This is a genomic window from Pseudoalteromonas sp. S3785 (genome assembly GCF_005887365.1).
In the GTDB taxonomy this organism is placed as follows: Bacteria; Pseudomonadota; Gammaproteobacteria; order Enterobacterales; family Alteromonadaceae; genus Pseudoalteromonas.
The window spans coordinates 1-19555 of record NZ_PNCT01000075.1 but is presented as its reverse complement, the minus strand read 5'-3'; the positions used below and the strand labels follow the sequence as shown (position 1 = coordinate 19555).

The window sequence follows — 19555 nt, the reverse complement described above, 5'->3', positions numbered from 1 at the left end:
AGTGCTATTTTGTGAAAATTGATTACAATAAAAGTCAAAATAACGAAATCAATAAGCAATATGATAACTTCACAAGACGAAAAGCTACTTTCAATTTTAAAAACCAATGCAAGAGCCAGTATTTCTGACTTGGCACGCATGCTTAATTTATCACGCTCTACCGTGCAAAGCAGAATGTTAAAGCTTGAGGAAACAGGTGTGATAAAAGGATATAGCGTTGACTACGGTGAAGACTATTTAAGCAGTATGGTATCGGCTCATGTATCTATAAAGGTGATGCAAAAACTCACCACTAAAACTAACTTAGAGCTTAAACAAATTGATGCAATTTCCCAGCTTTATGCAATAAGCGGCGAGTTCGATTTAATTGCCGTTGTACAAGCACAAAACTTAGAGAAGTTAAGTCATTTACTCGATGATATAGGTAATTTAGACGGGGTAGAGCGCACAACATCGTCAGTGATTTTAGAAACAAAATTTAAGCGTTAAAGTTTTGACTTATTGAGTCTTCAGGTTACCTGCTGATTTAACTATATTTAATTTTAACTAAGTTAGGTATTTTTTCGAAGCCTTACTATACTTGATGTAATTAACATAATTATTTAGCAATGGATTATGCCCACAACGTTATTTTTTGCACTTTTGACTTTAACTGAACCATTAAAGTTTGGTACCAATGTATCGCTTACAACACCCGATAATGCGGTTGAACAAGTAGAGTGTATTTTACATAACATGAATATGCCTTTTGAATTGCAATCTCTGCCTTGGCTTAGAGCACGCAGGGAGGTAAAGTTGGGTCGATTAGATGGGTATTTTACAACGCACTTAACTTCTGAAATGAGCCATTATGGTAAGTTGTCATCACCTATTTACCTAGAAAATTGGTACTGGTTTACTCACCCTGAAAGCGTAAATAAAGATCCCAGAAAACTACGTTATGGTGTAGTACATGGAAGCTATCAAGCTAATTGGTTTAAAACACAAAATATAACCTCACTACTTGAAGTAAATTCGTTAGAGGAAATAGTGAATGTGCTTCATCATCATCGAGTAGATAAAGTATTACTTGATTTAGATGATTTTAACAATGCCGCTGATAACTTAGGTATTGATGCCTCTGTGTATCAACGTTCATTTTATCGCTATGTGCCGCTAGGTGTATTTGCCGCAAATAAGCTTATAGATACGCATCCTTCTTTTTTAGAAAAATTCGACGAAACGATACCTCAGTGTGCACCAGCGCCTTTTTACTTATCACAGGCTGAACAGGTTCAAATACTAAATAAACTATCAGATTCCATCAATACACTGCTATTAGAGCCAATAATTAGCGATGCAGTTGAACAAAGCAACCATATTAATTTGTCTAATCAAGAGCTTGAAAAAACCGATGACCTTTGGGTTAAAGAAGTAAAAACACATCAACATGGCTTAGCTAAAAAAATGCTAGTGACTGACGCGTCATTATTTTTACAACAATGGCAAATGCAGTTCAATGGTATAGTGACAGAAACCATAGTGACAGATAAGCAAGGTAAAAATGCGGCAATGAGCAAAGCCACCAGTGATTATTGGCAAGGTGATGAGAAGGAATTTAGTCTCCTATACCAGCAGGATTTAGATTATCGCTTTGATAGTGTTGAGTACGATGCATCAACACATCATTTTCAGGTGCACTTGAGTTTACCGATAAAAAATACAAAAGGTGAACATATTGGCGTTATTATTTTGGGTGTTGATGTAGAAAAAGCACTGCACTCATTTAATAATAACGTATTAAATTAAACCTTAAACAGTACCTTATTAAACACCACATGATATGTTTAATAAGGTATATATGGCTATTGAGCTACTATAGATATTGGTTTGGTGGCTTGTTTGATAATGGTTTTTTCTGCTTCATCTAGTTTAATAACGTAAGCATTTCCTCCCACAAGCCCTTTAAATTCCTCATCTGTAAATATAAGCGTATTATCATCATAAAAGGTAATCGCTTCTTTTTGCGTAACAATACCTAAATCGATTCGAGATACATCCCCAGAAAAAAATTTGTCGCCTTTAAAATTTTCGAATAGCCAAATACTGGTAGAATCTAGTAGCACTAGTTTAGTCCTGTCTGGGCTAAGCGCAGCGGAGGTTATCCAGCATAGCTTTTCAAGAGTTGTACATGTTTTAAATGAATCAATTAACTGCGCATCAAAATTAGCTGCATGATCGCCTACTTTATAAACGTTGGTAATCCCATCGAAGGGCTCGGTTCTGTTTTTGGTAAATAAATATAAATGGCGTTTGTACTCTACAAAGGCCTCTAAATCAAAGTTGCGTTTATTAGGCGTAATGGGCGTGCCGTCCATTTCTGGGTAGGTAAATTTGATAATTTCGGCTTCGGTGGTCTGTGTTTTTATATCAATAGGGTTTTCTATTTTATAAATAGTTAACCATTTCCTATCGTTTTTATTATTGCCGAAATCACCTAAGAAAAAATGACCAAATTTATTTTGCGTCATGTCCTCCCAATCAATATTTTTAGCATTAGTGACAAGGATTTCTTTTTCAATAGCGCCATCTTGACCTAGACGATAAAGTTTTGGGTCGTCGCCGCCATCATTAATCGCCCACAAACGCTTTTTTTTATCAAACTCTATGCCTGAAATTTCTTTTAATTTTGGGTCAACTGATAATTGTTTTTTACTATAAAGCGTATACGCAGAAAGGCTTACAAAGGAGGCTAATGCAATAAATACAACTACGGTAGTAAATAGAATGCTTTTTTTCAACATGAAATTTATGGTATTTCAGAGACATAAGATGCTGTGTATTATTACTTAAGGACAGTGACAACGAAAGAAATTTATAGGTTGGTGTGGGCCTTTGTGTCATTTTTTTGCTAACACCTCCTTATATTTAAAATGATTAAGTTGGTTTAATACTTGCTGTACTTTATTTACTCATTAAAAAGCCAGGTTTATTAGCCTAACCGCACTTTTATTGTGCGGCTTAAAACTTTTTTGCACTGTAATAATGCGTAAATAAAAGTTTGCTTAAATTACCTGTGTTTGATGTTGTTTAAAAGCACCCACATCGCCTTTTGAAGTGTTGTATCGGCCCTGTGGCAAAGATTAAGTACCCATTTTGGATTAGTTGGAGCCTACTATGTTGAATAAACGTTTTTTTAAAACTAAAGATGAAGCAGAAGTTACCTTTGAGTTTACCCACCCAGATGCAGAGCAAGTAAGTTTACTAGGCGAATTTACCGATTGGCAGCCAGTGCCTATGAAATTTAATAAAAAAGACGGGGTCTTCAAATATAAGCAGCGTTTACCCGTTGATCAGCAGTTTCATTTTCGTTATTTAATTAATGGCGATATTTGGGATAACGACCACCAAGCAGATGACTACCTACCTAATACATTTGGCACAGAAAATAGCATAGTGAACACTCAACGCATAAATTAAGGCGAGTAAATGGACGCACTTTCGCAGTTGTTTTATCTGCACGGTATTGGTTATGAGTTTACTAAATACACGGGCGAGCAGGTTATATTTAGCGAAGACACGCGCAAACGTGCCTTACAGTGTTGTGGTATAAATACTGATGATGAACACCAAATTGCACAGCTTAATTACCAATTGGATGTGGCGCCTTGGCTTGAGTTAGCACCCGATACTAGCTTAGTGAATTTAACTGATAATCTTTTTTATATTCGCATAGATGAGCGCCAACTTGATTTACCTGTTGTTATAACGCTGCCAAAATTAAATGTAACCTATGAGCGCACTAACTTACATAATTTAACCATTACCGGCGATTATTATGCACATGGCGTACGTTATATTGAAGTGGCAGTGCCTTTAGGGGCTATACCGGTAGGTTATCATCAGGCGCTTGTTAGTGTTGGGGCGCAAAGCAAAGAGATTCAATTGTGGGCTACCCCAGAAAAAGTTTTTCAAGTAGATGACACTAAGCGCACTGGGCTTTCGCTGCAGTTGTACACAGTTAAAAACAAAGCAGGCCTTGGTGTAGGGGATTTTAATGATTTACTAGCGCTATGTGATTTATGTGCACAGCAGCACATGGACTACATATTACTCAACCCATTACACTTGCTTTTTGCACAGCAAAGTGAGCGGGCCAGCCCTTATAGCCCTAATAGCCGTGCGTTATTAAACCCTCTGTATATTTCTGTTGAACTATCGGCTGATAGTAAAAATAATCCGCAGTTGAATGCTTTATTACACAGTGATGAGGTAAAAGCGCTTTTAAACAGCAATCAGCAGTTTATAAATTATGAAAAAGTAAGCACAGTTAAATATGCATTATTTAATGCGCTATTTAGTCATTTTGAAGCACATGCCAGTGCTTCGCGGCGCGATGAGTTTGCACAGTTTTGCAAACAAAACGCCCAGACCTTAACTACGCTCAATTCAGCCAATCCTACCTTTGATTACTACTTACAATGGCAGGCTAAACTACAATTAAGGCATTGCCAGCAGCACTGTTTAAGTAAAGGCATGGCAATAGGTTTAATTAATGACCTTGCTGTTGGCTGTGCAGGAGATGGTATTGAGTATCAATCACAGCAATCACTTTTTAGCGATAATGCTAATGTTGGCGCTCCACCAGACCCTTGGGCAGAAGCAGGGCAAAATTGGGGGCTGCCTGCGCTTAACCCACAACAATTAAAAAATGATCATTTTGCGTTTTATCGCTCACTTATTCGCGCAAACATGCAAGGTGTTGGCGGTTTGCGAATTGATCACGTTATGGCACTCAGGCGTTTATGGTGGTGTTTTGAAAATAACCACACACAAGATGGTTGTTATGTTTATTACCCTTTCGAGCACTTATTGGCTATTTTAAAAATAGAGTCTCACCTTAATCAGTGCATAGTAATAGGAGAAGATTTAGGCATAGTCCCGCCCGAGGTTAAACACGCACTTGCAACAAGCGGTATTTATTCAAATAGCTTATTTTATTTTGAAAAACAACATGATGGTGAGTTTTTGTCGTTAGAGCAATTACCTAAGCATTGTTTAATTATGATAGCCAATCACGACGTTCCGCCATTTTGCGGCTGGTGGCAAACAGATGATTTAGATATTAAACGCCAGTATCAACTTATTGATGAGCAGCAGTACCAACAACAATTGCACGAACGACAACATGAAAAACAACGTTTACTGCGTTTTATACGGTTACATAGCATAAAGCAACTTAACGAATCTAGCGATGCTATGTGTGTGTATGATGAACTGGCTAAAGCACTTGCACATAGTGATAGCCGTTTATTTGCACTTCAGCTTGATGATTTAGATAAACAAACGTATCCGGTGAATATACCCGGTACTGATACCGAATACCCAAATTGGCGCCGTGTTTTAACGCACTCATGTGACGATATTTTTAAACATAATGCCAGTACCTTGGCTGCTGTTAATTCAATAAGGAAAGAATATGAGTAGTACTGCACCAAAGGATTCATTACAAACCCGTTACGACGAGCAGGTTAGGGTACTCCAAGGCGGCAGGTTTAAAGACCCTTTTAGTTTTTTAGGGGCGCATGCTTATAAAAGTGGTTACGAAATACGCGTGTATTTACCCGCAGCGAAAAGTGTAAGTATTTTTATTAATGGTAAAAAAGTTATTGCAAAGCGTTACAACCACAGCGATTTATTTATAGCAACAAGCAACGAAATGCCCGCGCAGCCTTATAAGTGTAACGTTGAATATGAAAATACAACACTATGTTTTTACGATGAATATAGCTTTGCAAGCGGCTTAGATACGAATGCAATGTACTTATTTAACGAAGGCAGTTTAGAGCATGCATATAAACATTTAGGTGCACACTTTATTAACCAACAAGGGGTTGATGGAGTGCGTTTTTGTGTGTGGGCGCCTAATGCAGCCAGTGTATCTGTTATTGGGGAATTTAACCTTTGGCAAGCTAATCGCCACTATATGCGCTTTCATCCTGCGTGTGGTGTGTGGGAGATTTTTATCGCAGGGCTTCAGCCCGATACCTGTTATAAATTTTCTATTGTGACACAGCGAGGCGATGTACTTGAAAAAGCAGATCCGTTTGCCTTTAAAATGCAACAAGCACCAGGCACGGCCAGTGTGTTACAACAGCAAGCTGCGGCTATTACGCTGAGCGATAGCGAGCTTAAAAATCGTCAAAAGCGTAACCATATAGACGCGCCCATAAGTATTTACGAAGTGCACTTAGGCTCATGGCAAAGGGCTGAAGAAAACCGCTATTTAAGCTATAGCGAGCTTGCCGACAAATTGGTTAATTACACGCTTGAAATGGGCTTTACGCATATTCAATTAATGCCAATAAGTGAATACCCATTTGATGGTTCGTGGGGTTATCAGCCGGTGGGGTTATTTGCACCAACTAGTCGCTTTGGTGATTACAGCAGTTTTAAATACTTTGTTCAGCAGTGCCACAAAGCAAACTTAGGTGTGCTACTTGATTGGGTGCCTGGGCATTTTCCTAGCGATCCGCATGGATTACATCACTTTGACGGCACGCATTTATTTGAACATGCCGATATTCGACAGGGCTTTCATCCCGATTGGAATACCTATATTTATAATTACGACCGTCCGGAGGTGAAAAGCTTTTTAATCTCTAATGCGATGTATTGGCTAGAGCAATTTGGCCTTGATGGACTGCGCGTAGATGCGGTGGCTTCCATGCTTTATTTAGACTACAGCCGCAAAGAAGGGCAATGGGTTGCTAATTGTTATGGTGGGCGAGAAAACCTAGGCGCTATTGAGTGCCTAAAGCAAGTAAATCTGCGCAGTTATAAAAATAATCCGGGCATTATGATGGTGGCTGAAGAGTCTACTGCATGGCCGGGCGTTACTCAAAGTGTTGATCACAATGGCTTAGGTTTTGGCTACAAATGGAATATGGGGTGGATGAACGACAGCCTGCATTACATGAAATATGACCCACTTTATAGGCAGCACCACCATCACGAAATGACGTTTTCTATGGTATACGCATTTAGCGAAAATTACATTTTACCGCTAAGTCATGACGAAGTTGTACATGGTAAAGGTTCGCTAATTGAAAAAATGCCCGGTGATGATTGGCAAAAATTTGCCAATCTACGTGCGTATTACGCATTTATGTGGGCGCACCCAGGCAAAAAGCTGCTGTTTATGGGCGGCGAAATAGCACAGCGAAAAGAATGGGATCACAACCATTCTATTGATTGGCATTTGCTAGAGCATAAAAGCCACCGCGGTATACAAAACACTGTACAAGTGCTCAATACTGTTTATAAAAAGTCACCTGCACTGTATGAACTCGACTCAAGCCCTGCGGGTTTTGAATGGATAGATAACAACAATAACGCGCAAAGTATATTTAGTTTTGTACGTTATGCTAAAAATGCCCACGACTTTATTGTAGTAGTAGCAAACTTTACACCTGTTTCTTATCAAGAGTATGAAATTGGGGTACCCGCGGCGGGTAAATATAAGATTATTTTAAACACCGATGATGACGCTTTTTTTGGCTCAGGTATTAAAGTAACAGCAAACAAAAACGCCACGGTTAGTAGCGTAAAGGCAAGCGTTCATGGTTTTTCGCATAGCATTAAAATTGCAATGGGCGGGTTAACGACGATTTATTTACAAAAGGTTGAAGATGAGTAATCGATTTAAGGTTTCACATGGGCAACCACAGCCACTTGGCGCAACTATTAGCAGTGGCGGCGTTAACTTTAGCTTGTATGCGCCTAAAGCAACACAAGCTTATGTGTGTTTATTTGATAAAAGTGGTCACTCTGAAATATTAAAAGTAACCATGCATATCAACGAAGGCGGTATATGGACAGCCCATGTTGCGCCTTTAGCCGAAGGCGCATTATATGGTTATCGCATTGAAGGGGAGTACAGTCCTGAAAAAGGCCTGTTGTTTAACGAGCACAAATTGCTGATTGACCCTTATGCAAAAGACTTATTTGGCGAATTTACATGGAGTGAGCGCCACTATGGGCAAATGCCTATTGGCACGAAAAGCACCGTTAATAATGCCATTGATATACCTAAATCACGGGTTATTAATAGCCAGCCTTATAAACATAAAAAGCCAAATCATAGCTGGTCTAATACCGTTATTTATGAGTGTCATGTAAAAGGTGCCACGTGCCGACACCCTAATATTCCTAAAAATTTGCAAGGCAAGTTTTTAGGTTTAAGCCACCCTAGCTTTATTGAGCATTTGCATAATTTAGGGGTTACTGCACTTGAGCTACTCCCTGTGCATGCCTTTATAAGTGAGCAGTTTTTAACGGCAAAAGGGCTGCAAAATTATTGGGGCTACAACACGCTCAATTTTTTTACTCCGCATAAAGATTATTTGGTTAATGACGACATTAACGAGTTTAAACAAATGGTTAGCGAGCTTCATAAAGCGGATATAGAGGTTATTTTAGATGTGGTTTATAACCACACCGCAGAAGCGGGCGCCGATGGGCCGATTTTATCGCTCAGAGGGCTAGATAACCTTGCTTATTATCGTACGGTTGCTGACAAGCCACAGGTGTATATAAACGATACAGGCTGTGGTAACACCATTAATATTGACCACCCTAAAACTTTAAAGCTGGTACTAGATAGCTTGCGTTATTGGGTACAAATAATGGGAGTCGACGGTTTTAGGTTTGATTTAGCTACTATTTTAGGCAGGAATGCCCATGGTTTTAATACCGCCCATGCGTTTTTTCAAGCCATTGAGCAAGACCCTGTATTAAGCCGTGTAAAGCTTATTAGTGAACCTTGGGATATAGGGCCCGGTGGCTACCAACTTGGCGCATTCCCCTCCCCGTGGCGAGAGTGGAATGATCAATACAGAGATGTAATACGCCGATTTTGGCAAAGCGAAGAAGGCGTTATAGCCAATGTGGCAAAGCGTATTCATGGCTCATTTGATATTTTTGAACACAGCCAGCGTGGGCCGCTTAATAGTATTAACTTTATTACCAGCCACGATGGTTTTACGCTTGCTGATTTAGTCAGTTATGAGCACAAACATAATGAAGCAAATGGTGAGCAAAATCGCGATGGCCACAGCGCTAATCATTCAACCAATTGTGGTGTTGAGGGATTTACTAATGATGCCAAAATTATTGCCTTAAGACTGCAACAACAAAAGAACTTTTTACTTACGCTAATACTCTCAAAAGGAGTACCTATGATTGCCTCTGGCAGTGAAATGGGCCACTCGCAGGGGGGTAATAATAATGCGTATTGTCAAAATAACCGCACCAGTTGGTTGGCATGGAAAGACTCGCAGCTAAATCATTCACTTACCCGTTTTATTGATGATGCATTAAAAATAAGGCGTGGTCACAGCGCGTTTAAACACAGTGTATTTTCAGAAGATATTGACGAGCGCTTTACGGTTAAATGGTTTACCGAGCAAGGCGTAAAAATGACTAACGAGCATTGGCACGAGCCGCAGCGCCAGTTTTTAATGTATAGCTTGTTAGATAAGCAAAATAAATACGCCTTATTAATCATTTTAAATCCGAGTAAAAAAACAGTTTTTTGTAAGTTACCCCCATCGCCTATCGCGGCGCAATGGGACATGGTTTTATCAAGTGTACATAACGCATCGCTAAGCAGTAAAGAGGATGCAATAGTCGAAATTTCAACACAAAGCAGCTGGGTTTTTAGTGCAAATTTAGAGGACGAAGGTCATGTCTAAGCAAGACGAAAATGTGTGTGTGGTAAAAGGGTGGCAAGAAGGCCCTGTAATTGATGAAAGCACTTTAAAGGATGATTTAACTCGGCACTTTTATTACAGTTTAGGACGTGACAAAGTCGGTGAGTCGCAACTGTATTTATATCATGCGCTCGCGCTGACAATTAGAGATCGGCTTGTTGCTCGTTGCAGAGAAACCAAACAACAAATAAAGCAAGAAAAACGCCGCAAAACAGCTTACTTATCGTTAGAATTTTTAATGGGTAGGGCACTTGGCAATGCTATTTTAAACTTAGATTTAGACGAGCAAGTATCCAGTGCTCTACAAGAATATTGCACCACAACAGAAACTGTAGCCCAAGCAGAGCATGATGCAGGGCTAGGTAATGGTGGCCTCGGACGTTTAGCAGCCTGTTTTTTAGATAGCTGTGCAAGCCTTGCGCTTCCCGTGGTGGGTTACGGTATTCGCTACGAATACGGTATGTTTAACCAATCACTAAAAAATGGTCACCAAGTTGAGCAACCCGATAACTGGCTTCGTGAGGGGCACCCGTGGGAGCTTGCCGCCCCTGAGCAATCACAACGAGTGAAGTTTTTCGGGCACGTACAAAGTTATACCGACAAACATGGGCGAGAACACCGCCAATGGGTTGGTTGTCATGATGTTTTAGCCGTGCCCTATGATGTGCCTATTCCTGGTTATAAAAACGACATTGTTAATACGCTAAGGTTATGGAAATCAGAAGCGACCGACGAATTTAACTTAACCGAGTTTAATGCAGGGAGTTATTCAGAAGCGGTGGCGCAAAAAAACCTAGCAGAACAAATCACCATGGTGCTTTACCCAAATGACAGCAGTGAAAATGGTAAAGAGCTTAGATTACGCCAACAGTACTTTTTATCATCAGCGAGTATTCAAGATATTGTATCGCAATGGGTTGAGCAGTACGGCGAAGACTTTAGTGACTTTGCTGCACATCATGTATTTCAATTAAATGATACCCACCCAAGTATTGCCGTGGCAGAGTTAATGCGCATTTTGGTTGATGACTACGAGCTTGATTGGGATAACGCGTGGGAAATTACAACCAGCACAATGGCTTACACTAACCACACATTATTGCCAGAGGCATTAGAAAAATGGTCGGTGCCACTTTTTGCAAAACTACTCCCACGAATTTTAGAAATTATTTATGAAATAAATGCCCGCTTTTTAGCCCAAGTGGCTCAGCATTGGCCTGGTGATGCAAGTAAACAGCGTGCGCTGTCGTTAATTGAAGAAGGCGACGTGCCGCAAATACGCATGGCATATTTAGCCATTGTGGGTAGCTATTCGGTAAATGGTGTGGCCGCACTTCATACTCAACTTTTAAAAGAAGGCCTATTTAAAACCTTTTATGAACTTTGGCCTAATAAGTTTAATAATAAAACCAATGGGGTTACGCCAAGGCGTTGGTTAGCACACTGCAACCCTGCCTTGAGCACGTTAATTACAGAAAAAATTGGCTCAAAATGGGTTAGCAATTTTGCAGATATTAGCCAATTACGTCGCTACTTCGACGACAGGGCGTTTCATCAGCAATGGCAAAATGTTAAACGCGAAAATAAACAACGCCTCGTCGATTTAGTCAAAGAGCGCTGTGGTGTTGATTTTGATGTAGAGATGATGTTTGACGTACAAGTTAAACGTATTCACGAATACAAACGCCAGCTATTAAATGTGCTGCATGTTATTCATTTATATGAGCGTATACGCCGTGGCGATACGACAAACTTAGTACCACGTTGTGTGCTGTTAGGAGGTAAAGCAGCGCCTGGTTATTACATGGCTAAAAAAATAATTAAGCTCATTAATAATGTCGCTGAGGTTATTAATAAAGACCCACTTGCAGCACCTTATTTACGAGTTGCGTTTTTGCCAAATTATAATGTAACCGCAATGGAAACGATTTGCCCGGCAACCGATTTATCAGAGCAAGTATCGACCGCAGGTAAAGAAGCATCAGGCACTGGTAACATGAAGTTTATGATGAATGGCGCGCTTACTATTGGTACGTTAGATGGGGCGAATATTGAAATTAGAGACGCTGTGGGCGCAGATAATTTCTTTTTGTTTGGTGCGCAGGCTCATGAAATTGATGATATTAAATCGCGCTATAACCCTTCTCATTTAATAGAGCAAAACAGCGACCTGAGCCATGTAATGCAGTTACTCGAAAGCGGGCAATTTAATCTGTTTGAGCCTAATTTATTTGACGACATTATTAATGCAATTAAAAGCCCTCACGATCCTTGGTTGGTTGCACATGACTTTGAAAGCTACGTTGCTGCGCAAAAGCAGGTAGAGGCTGCGTATCTTGACCAAACGCATTGGACGCAAATGAGTATTTTAAATACGGCCGCAAGTGGCATCTTTTCAAGTGATAGAACCATAAGCCAATACAGTGAAGATATTTGGCACCTAACCCCCCTAACTATTAGTGAAACAGACTTACACACAACTACGAGCCATGCCACTAAGAGCACAGACTAAACGGAGAGAGTATTATGCCTAGTTATGCAAATCGTTACATAAGTAGCTTAACCCGAGATACGTACGCGTTAATACTGGCTGGTGGACGCGGCTCACGCTTACACGAATTGACAGATTGGCGCGCAAAGCCTGCTGTTTATTTTGGCGGTAAGCACCGTATTATCGATTTTCCATTATCAAATTGTATTAATTCGGGTGTGAGGCGTGTAGGCATAGCCACACAGTATAAATCACACTCTTTGATCCGCCATGTTAATCGCGCCTGGGGCCATTTTAAGAAGGAGCTGGGGGAGTCGGTTGAAATTTTACCCGCATCTCAGCGTAATGGTGATGAGTGGTATTGTGGGACTGCCGATGCGGTTTTTCAAAACATGGATATAATTCGCCACGAACTGCCAAAATATGTGATGATTTTGTCAGGCGATCACGTTTATCGAATGGATTACGGTGCTTTATTAGCTGAGCATGTCCAAAAAGGCGCCGACATGACTGTATGTTGTCTTGAAGTACCTGTTGAAGAGGCTGCAGACACCTTTGGGGTAATGACCGTTGATGAAAAAAATCGAGTATGCCGCTTTGATGAAAAACCTTCTATCCCCAGCTCTGTCCCTGGTAAGCCAGGAACCTGCTTAGCCTCTATGGGCAACTATGTGTTTAATACCGAGTTTTTATTTGAGCAGCTAAAAAAAGATGCTGAAAATGAAGGTTCTGGCCGCGATTTTGGGCACGATATTATTCCGGCAATTATAGAGGAGCACAGTGTGTATGCGTTTCCGTTTAGAGATCCCATGCAAGAAGGGCAACCTTATTGGCGCGATGTAGGAACGTTAGACTCGTTTTGGGAAGCCAATATGGAATTGGTAATGCCCGAGCCACAGCTAGATTTATACGATCCAACCTGGCCTATTTGGACCTACCAAGAGCAGTTGCCACCGGCTAAGTTTATTTTTGATGATGAAGATAGACGCGGTATGGCGGTAGACTCAACTGTATCAGGGGGGTGTATTGTATCGGGCTCAGTAGTTAGAAAATCACTGCTGTTTTCAAACGTGCACGTACGTTCATTTTGCGAAATAGAGCAATCGGTAATTTTACCCGGGGCTCTCATTAATCGTCATTGTAAAATTAAGCGAGCCATAATTGATCGAAGCTGTGAAATACCCGCAGGGCTTGAAATTGGCTACGATAGAAAAGCCGATGAAGAAAATGGCTTTAGGGTATCTAAAAAAGGCATAGTGCTTGTAACCCGTGATATGCTCACGGAGCTTGCCAAAAAGCTTGAACGTCAAGCACACGAAAATAAAAAGTTCGCTTAAAATCGGATGCGAATAACAAAGGTTAAGGAAGTAGTAAATAAATGCATGTATTAATGGTTGCCGCAGAAAACGATGCTTTACCAAACGCTAAAGTGGGCGGTGTAGCAGATGTAGTCAGAGATGCCCCAAAAGCACTAGCCGCACAGGGCGTGAGCGTAGATGTTGTTATTCCTGATTATGGGTTTGAGCAACTGCAACGTGAATATATAGGTGATGTCACTGTTATATTTAGAGCGCAGCCACAGGTATTATCTGTATTTAAAATATGTGATGACAACACACACATTAATCAATTTGTTATTTCGCATCCACTGTTTAGCCAATCGGGGGCGGTGTACTGCAATGACGAACCCGGGCGACCTTTTGCAACAGATGCAACCAAATACGCATTATTTAGTGCCGCAATATGTGAAGTGTTACTGCAGGGATTATTAAAGCGCCCTCAAGCACTGCATCTTCACGATTGGCACAGCGCTTGTGTTGCCGTGTTATTAAAATTTGATAAACGCTACGATACGCTTGCTAATTTACACATTGCCTACACTGTTCATAATTTAGCACTGCAAGGGATCAGACCTTTTAAACACGATGACTCGAGTTTAGAGGCCTGGTTTCCTTCGTTAGGTTATAACGGGCAACATTTGTGCGACCCTCGTTACCCACACTGCTTTAACCCTATGCGAAGCGCTATAAATTTGGCTGATAAAGTGCATTTAGTCTCACCTACTTACAGTACTGAGGTACTAAAGCCGAGTAATTATCAGCAAGGTTTTTTTGGTGGAGAAGGCTTAGAGCTTGATTTACAAAATCAATCGGCCCAAGGCAAGGTAGTGGGGATATTAAATGGCTGTGAATACCCTGAGCAAAGCCCTGAGCAGGTTACTTTATCGCTTTTGTATGAGCGTATTGAACATACCTTATTTAACTGGATGGTAAAACATGAACAGCTTGAAACGAGTTACTATATTGCGCATCAGCGCATGCTGCAGTTTAAAAACACGCCAATAGACGGGCCCCTTGTAACAAGTGTTGGCAGGCTGACCGAGCAAAAGGTGCTATTACTTTGTCAACAATACGGTAATGCATTAGCGCTTGATAAAGTGTGTGAAATAATTAACCGTTTTAATGGCCGTCTCATTATTTTAGGCTCTGGTGACAAAGCTCTTGAAAGTATTTTTACTAAGGCCATGGCACGCAATGCAAACTTGTTGTTTTTAAAAGGGTATGGGCAAGGTATTGGCGATAGCCTATATGAGCTTGGGGATTTATTTTTAATGCCAAGCTCGTTTGAACCATGCGGAATTAGTCAAATGCTTGCTATGCGCGCAGGGCAACCTTGTTTAGTACACAGTGTTGGCGGTTTAAAAGACACCGTAAGCCACAAAAACAATGGCTTTGCGTTTTTTGGCGCCTCGTTAGATGAGCAAGTTGATGGGTTAATGACATGCTTAACTGAAACCCTTACGCTAAAACAGCAAAATCCTAAGCAATGGGAAAAAATTACAGCTAATGCTAAAGGTGCACGTTTTTCGTGGGAAACGGTCGCTGCTGATTATATTTCAAGCATGTATTGCTAAATCATTAAATTTAAACGCAACAGAAGTGACATTTTTACCTATTTACGCTATTAATTACTTAGTTTGAGTATATAAATAAGAAGTAGGTAATGTGTCTGTATTTGTTGCAAGGCAAGCAATATTTAATCGTAAGCAAAATGTAGTTGCTTACGAGCTTTTATTTCGCAATAGTGCTGAAAACTTTTTTCCCGATATAGAAGAAGGTCAAGCTACTGCTCGCCTAATAATGGAAAACCAGCTTAATTTAGGCACCCGCCACATCACCTCAGGTAAAGCAGCATTAATAAATATAGGGCCTGACTCTTTAAAACACAATTTATGTGACTTTTTACCCTGTAAAGATGTAGTCATTGAGCTGTTAGAAACCATTGAACCCACCGATGATAATTACCAACTTTGCAGAGAACTTTTTCATAAAAATTATAAGCTTGCATTAGATGACTTTGTGTATAACGAACAATGGGAGCGATTTTTAAAGTTTATTAAGCTAGTAAAGTTTGATATTGCGCAAACGCCTTTATCAGATATTGCCGAGATTGTAGAAAAACTAAAACAGCATAAAAAAATTAAAATATTAGCTGAAAAAATAGAAACCCAAGCCGATTATCATCAAGCCCATAAAATGGGGTTTGATTATTTCCAAGGCTACTTTTTTGCTAAGCCCACAATGCACGAACAGCAAGACATTGATTATAACTATGCGTTAGTTGTGGCTATTTACGCGCAAGTAATGAAATCAAGCCCAGATATAAAGCAAATTAGTGCGTTATTTGAAGCCGATGCAGCCCTGGCTTATAAGCTTATGCGCCTAATTAACAGTGGTGTTTTTCCTATTCAAAGCAAAATATCATCTATTAAACAGGCGTTAGTGTATTTAGGGCATGAGCGTTTAAAAAAGTTTGTAAGTCTTATTGTTACCGCCCACACCGCGGGTAAAAAGCCAGCAGAGTTAATGCAAGTGTGTGTAGTTAGAGCACGCTTTTGTGAGCTAATAGCAAAGCAGGTGTCTAAATCGCTTGCGGGTGAGGCGTTTTTAACCGGCTTGTTTTCGTTACTCGATGCCATACTCGATCAACCTATGAGTTTATTAGTCGAAAAATTACCTTTTCCTGATGATATTAAAGCGGCGTTATTAAACGAAAAAAACACCCTATATTATATTTTAAATGTAGTGCAAGCGTACGAAACAGGTAGCTGGTGGACATTAGAAAAAGCCGTTATATTACTTAATGTTAAAAGTGATGTGCTGCCAGGGTTATATAAACAAGCCGTAGATTGGGCAGATAATTATAAAAATAATAGTTAAAGGACAGTAACCGCTCATTATGCGAAATTATAATATGGACTTTATTCGTGGCATTGCTGTGCTTTGCTTAGTGTATATGAATGGCTATGCGTTTGGCTTAATGGACTATAGCTATATTCCTTTATCTACCCCGCCTTTTAGCGATGCCCTTATCCATGCTGTGAGTACTTTTTTTGTGGATGGCCGATTTAGAACGCTGTTTAGCGTACTGTTTGGTGCAGGCCTGTATATTCAATGGCAAAAAGTTAAATCAACAGCCCCTTTAAAAGCGCGATTGCATTGGCTTATCATTTTTGGTTTGGTACATGGTTTTTTACTGTGGGCTGGCGACATTTTATTTTTGTACGGTGTATCTGGCTGGTTTACCCTAAAATATTTGCAAAGTAATAACCAACTACTTTTAAAAAGGGCGGGGGAGTTTCTTTTAATTGGTTGTGTAGCCACGGCGTTGGTACTTTTTAGTGTACCAGATGAGGTAATTTATCGTGACACAGCGCAGTATATCGATTTATATAGCCCACATTACAGCGATTATTTTTTAAGTAACCTAGGTATGAATGTATTAATGCTGGTAGCTGTTCCTATCATGATCATGTGGCTGTGCGTAGGGCTGATGCTGATAGGCATCTATTTATATAAAAATGAGGTTTTTAATAGAGGTTTAACCAAGCCGCACCTTATTATTTGTATAACTGGTGCCTTTATTTTTTCAGGCATGAGGCTGTATGCGTCACAGTTTACAGGGGGAGCAGGGTTCGCCATACAAGAGTTTATAAATACCTTTGCCGCGTTGTTCATGGCTGTATTTTATATTCATCTTATCGTTAAATTTTGTAATAATCGCGCCCATGTAGGGCGGCTTATTCAGCAGGCGGGGCGCCTAGCTTTTACCTTATATATAGGCCAAACACTTATGCAGCTGCTGCTTTATAAAGTATTGTATCCGCAGTGGGTATTGAGTTTTAACCGCATAGACTATTGGTTAGTCGCGACCGGCCTGGTTACTTTGCAGCTATTGTTTACAGCTTTATATTGTCGCTATTATGAGCAAGGGCCGCTGGAATATGTTTGGCGTAAGTTAACTCAAGCAAAAATCGCAAAAATTAATGCGTAAAGGCTTAAATTAGGGGCGAAAAATAATGGCGTGTGGTTTACACTAGTCGCCTTTAAAATTAGGACCATTAAGTGCCATGACCGAATTAAAACGTTTAAATAAATTTATTAGTGAAACAGGTTTTTGTTCACGCCGTGAAGCCGATAAATATATTGAGCAAGGTCGTGTAACGGTTAATGGTAATACGCCTGAAATGGGCGTAAAAGTGGCAGATACCGATACTGTTTTAGTAGATGGAAAACCGCTGCGCGAAAAACCAAAGCGTGTGTACATTGCGTATAATAAGCCAGTAGGTATTACCTGTACCACCGAGAGTAAAATTCAAAGTAATATTGTAAAAGCTGTTAATTATCCCACCCGCATATTTCCTATCGGCCGTTTAGATAGACCTTCTGAAGGATTAATTTTTTTAACTAACGAAGGTGACATCGTTAATAAAATTTTGCGAGCAGGTAATAACCACGAAAAAGAATACGTGGTGACAGTTGATAAACCACTAAACCGCCAGTTTGTGAGCAAAATGGCCAACGGTATTCCTATTTTAGATACCGTCACAAAAAAATGTAAAGTGACGCAAACAGCGCCGCAAGAGTTCAAAATTGTGCTTACACAGGGGTTAAATCGCCAAATTCGTCGTATGTGTGAATACCTAGGCTATGAAGTGGTGACCCTTAAACGTACCCGCATTATGAATGTAACGTTAAAGGGCTTAAAAGTAGGCCAGTGGCGACATTTAACCGACGTAGAAATGGCGCAAATTAATAACTCTATTGCTGACTCGGGTAAAACGCAAGAGCATTCGGTTGATATTAATAAGCAAAATGCCAATAACAAAGGCGAGCCTAAAAAGCGTGATTTTCAGGGTGAAAACCCACGTGCCTTTAATAATGAGCGAGGCACTCGCACTCAAAGAAGTAACACCCCCTTTCAAAAGCGTTCAACCACCTATTTAGGTAAAGGGGGCGTAGTTAAAAATACTCAAGGCGATAGCAAAAACGCAAACAACAAAAAGTCATCAAACGGTAAATCGCGCTCATCTGGTACATTAAGTTTAAAAAAATAGCGTGTGCACTTACCACTGTATTTGATGCACAACGTAACCGAGTGGGCTTTTAACGCCCACGATGTTTATTTTTTCATTTTTTAACCGTTTTAGTTTTTGCTTATCTAAATACCATCTAAAAGAGCGTTTTCTATAAGTTTGTAAATCAAGCACAACCAGTTTTGCGCAGCTGTATTCGTAATCACGCGGGCAGGCCTCTATAGCCAGTAGCTGGTACTCTTGCTGCCAGCTATTCTCGCTATAATAATAAGTCCAAAGCTTTACAGAAATACAAAAACTAGCCCACAGCCATAAATAAACTAAAACCGGTATAAACAAGATACCCAGCCAACCCCTAAGCTTCCCATCATCCTCTAAGTAGTCTTTAAAATTTGATTTAAACGTTATGCATGCGTTGTACTTTTTGTATCCGTACATACCTGCTGCAATACTAATTAGTACTGACAAAGCAGGAAGCAGCTTATGTGTTAAAAAATCATAAGCAGTATTGGCAATAAAGGGGGGATCGAGATTTTCATCCCAAGCAATAAAAAATAGGGGAGGGAGTAGTAAGCTCGCGGTAATTATTATTCTAAAAAGTTGTTTTGCTGTCATTTGAGGGGTTATTTATAAAACACAACGCCAATATAAAGTAAAAAAAGCCCTAAATAAACGGCTAATGCAGATACGCTGTTTTTAGAGCGCAGACGTTTAATTAAATCGTAAGTACCGTCAAACATGCCCGTTATTACCAACGCAATACCGCCCGTGAAACGGTAGTTGTTTAAATCTGCATTGCCATTTTCGTCGCTTATAAAGCGAAAATAGCCAAAGAGAATACATATACAGCCTAGGGCCTGTTGACCTTTCAGGATTATAATTTGTTCAATCTAGGGGCTATTTAATCGTGGCGCGAGGTTTGTAACCTAGTGGGCG

At 40.1% G+C, this 19555-nt stretch carries 14 protein-coding genes; 12 read left to right on the top strand and 2 right to left on the bottom strand.

The genetic code is table 11. The features are described from left to right. Positions 1 to 60: 60 nt before the first annotated feature. Positions 61 to 489 (top strand): Lrp/AsnC family transcriptional regulator, encoded by a 429-nt coding sequence (locus tag CWC17_RS16680; protein ID WP_138542436.1) that lies wholly within the window; start codon positions 61 to 63, stop codon positions 487 to 489. A 126-nt stretch (positions 490 to 615) separates the two neighbouring features. Beyond that, positions 616 to 1788, top strand: a complete 1173-nt coding sequence (locus CWC17_RS16675; protein ID WP_138614134.1) for a transporter substrate-binding domain-containing protein — start codon at positions 616 to 618, stop codon at positions 1786 to 1788. Positions 1789 to 1844: 56 nt separating this feature from the next. Here CWC17_RS16675 and CWC17_RS16670 read toward each other — a convergent pair whose 3' ends face one another. After that, on the bottom strand, positions 1845 to 2783 hold the full coding sequence (locus CWC17_RS16670) for a hypothetical protein (protein WP_138614132.1): 939 nt from the start codon (positions 2781 to 2783) through the stop codon (positions 1845 to 1847). A gap of 373 nt (positions 2784 to 3156) precedes the next feature. Here CWC17_RS16670 and CWC17_RS16665 point away from each other — a divergent pair, with 373 nt between their 5' ends. From CWC17_RS16665 to rluF, 10 genes are all read left to right on the top strand, one after another. Continuing rightward, the gene (locus CWC17_RS16665; RefSeq protein ID WP_138614129.1) at positions 3157 to 3459 is read left to right on the top strand and encodes an isoamylase early set domain-containing protein; all 303 of its coding nucleotides are present in this window, start codon (positions 3157 to 3159) and stop codon (positions 3457 to 3459) included. Positions 3460 to 3468: 9 nt separating this feature from the next. After that, positions 3469 to 5466: a 4-alpha-glucanotransferase gene (gene malQ, locus CWC17_RS16660; RefSeq protein WP_138614127.1), complete on the top strand. Its 1998-nt coding sequence runs from the start codon at positions 3469 to 3471 to the stop codon at positions 5464 to 5466. Continuing rightward, on the top strand, positions 5459 to 7678 hold the full coding sequence (gene glgB / locus CWC17_RS16655; protein WP_138614125.1) for a 1,4-alpha-glucan branching protein GlgB: 2220 nt from the start codon (positions 5459 to 5461) through the stop codon (positions 7676 to 7678). Before malQ ends, glgB begins: the two co-directional genes overlap by 8 nt. After that, positions 7671 to 9734, top strand: coding sequence for a glycogen debranching protein GlgX (gene glgX, locus CWC17_RS16650; protein ID WP_138614123.1), 2064 nt, complete (start codon positions 7671 to 7673; stop codon positions 9732 to 9734). Before glgB ends, glgX begins: the two co-directional genes overlap by 8 nt. Beyond that, positions 9727 to 12264, top strand: coding sequence for a glycogen/starch/alpha-glucan phosphorylase (locus CWC17_RS16645; protein WP_138542429.1), 2538 nt, complete (start codon positions 9727 to 9729; stop codon positions 12262 to 12264). The genes glgX and CWC17_RS16645 overlap by 8 nt, the downstream gene beginning before the upstream one ends. Before the next feature lie 14 nt (positions 12265 to 12278). Then, positions 12279 to 13580 (top strand): glucose-1-phosphate adenylyltransferase, encoded by a 1302-nt coding sequence (gene glgC / locus CWC17_RS16640; protein ID WP_004586432.1) that lies wholly within the window; start codon positions 12279 to 12281, stop codon positions 13578 to 13580. A 41-nt stretch (positions 13581 to 13621) separates the two neighbouring features. Beyond that, complete coding sequence (locus CWC17_RS16635; protein ID WP_138614121.1) at positions 13622 to 15157, top strand: glycogen synthase; 1536 nt, start codon at positions 13622 to 13624, stop codon at positions 15155 to 15157. Between the two features lie 91 nt (positions 15158 to 15248). Beyond that, positions 15249 to 16463 (top strand): EAL and HDOD domain-containing protein, encoded by a 1215-nt coding sequence (locus tag CWC17_RS16630; RefSeq protein ID WP_138614119.1) that lies wholly within the window; start codon positions 15249 to 15251, stop codon positions 16461 to 16463. A 19-nt stretch (positions 16464 to 16482) separates the two neighbouring features. Further along, the gene (locus CWC17_RS16625; RefSeq protein WP_502704920.1) at positions 16483 to 17577 is read left to right on the top strand and encodes a DUF418 domain-containing protein; all 1095 of its coding nucleotides are present in this window, start codon (positions 16483 to 16485) and stop codon (positions 17575 to 17577) included. 76 nt (positions 17578 to 17653) lie between these two features. Beyond that, positions 17654 to 18640, top strand: coding sequence for a 23S rRNA pseudouridine(2604) synthase RluF (gene rluF / locus CWC17_RS16620; RefSeq protein WP_138614117.1), 987 nt, complete (start codon positions 17654 to 17656; stop codon positions 18638 to 18640). 9 nt (positions 18641 to 18649) lie between these two features. On the opposite strand, the gene CWC17_RS16615 is transcribed toward rluF, so the two are convergent. Further along, positions 18650 to 19234 carry a hypothetical protein gene (locus CWC17_RS16615; RefSeq protein ID WP_138542425.1) on the bottom strand — a complete coding sequence of 195 codons (585 nt, stop codon included), beginning with the start codon at positions 19232 to 19234 and terminating at the stop codon, positions 18650 to 18652. Between the last annotated feature and the right edge of the window lie 321 nt (positions 19235 to 19555).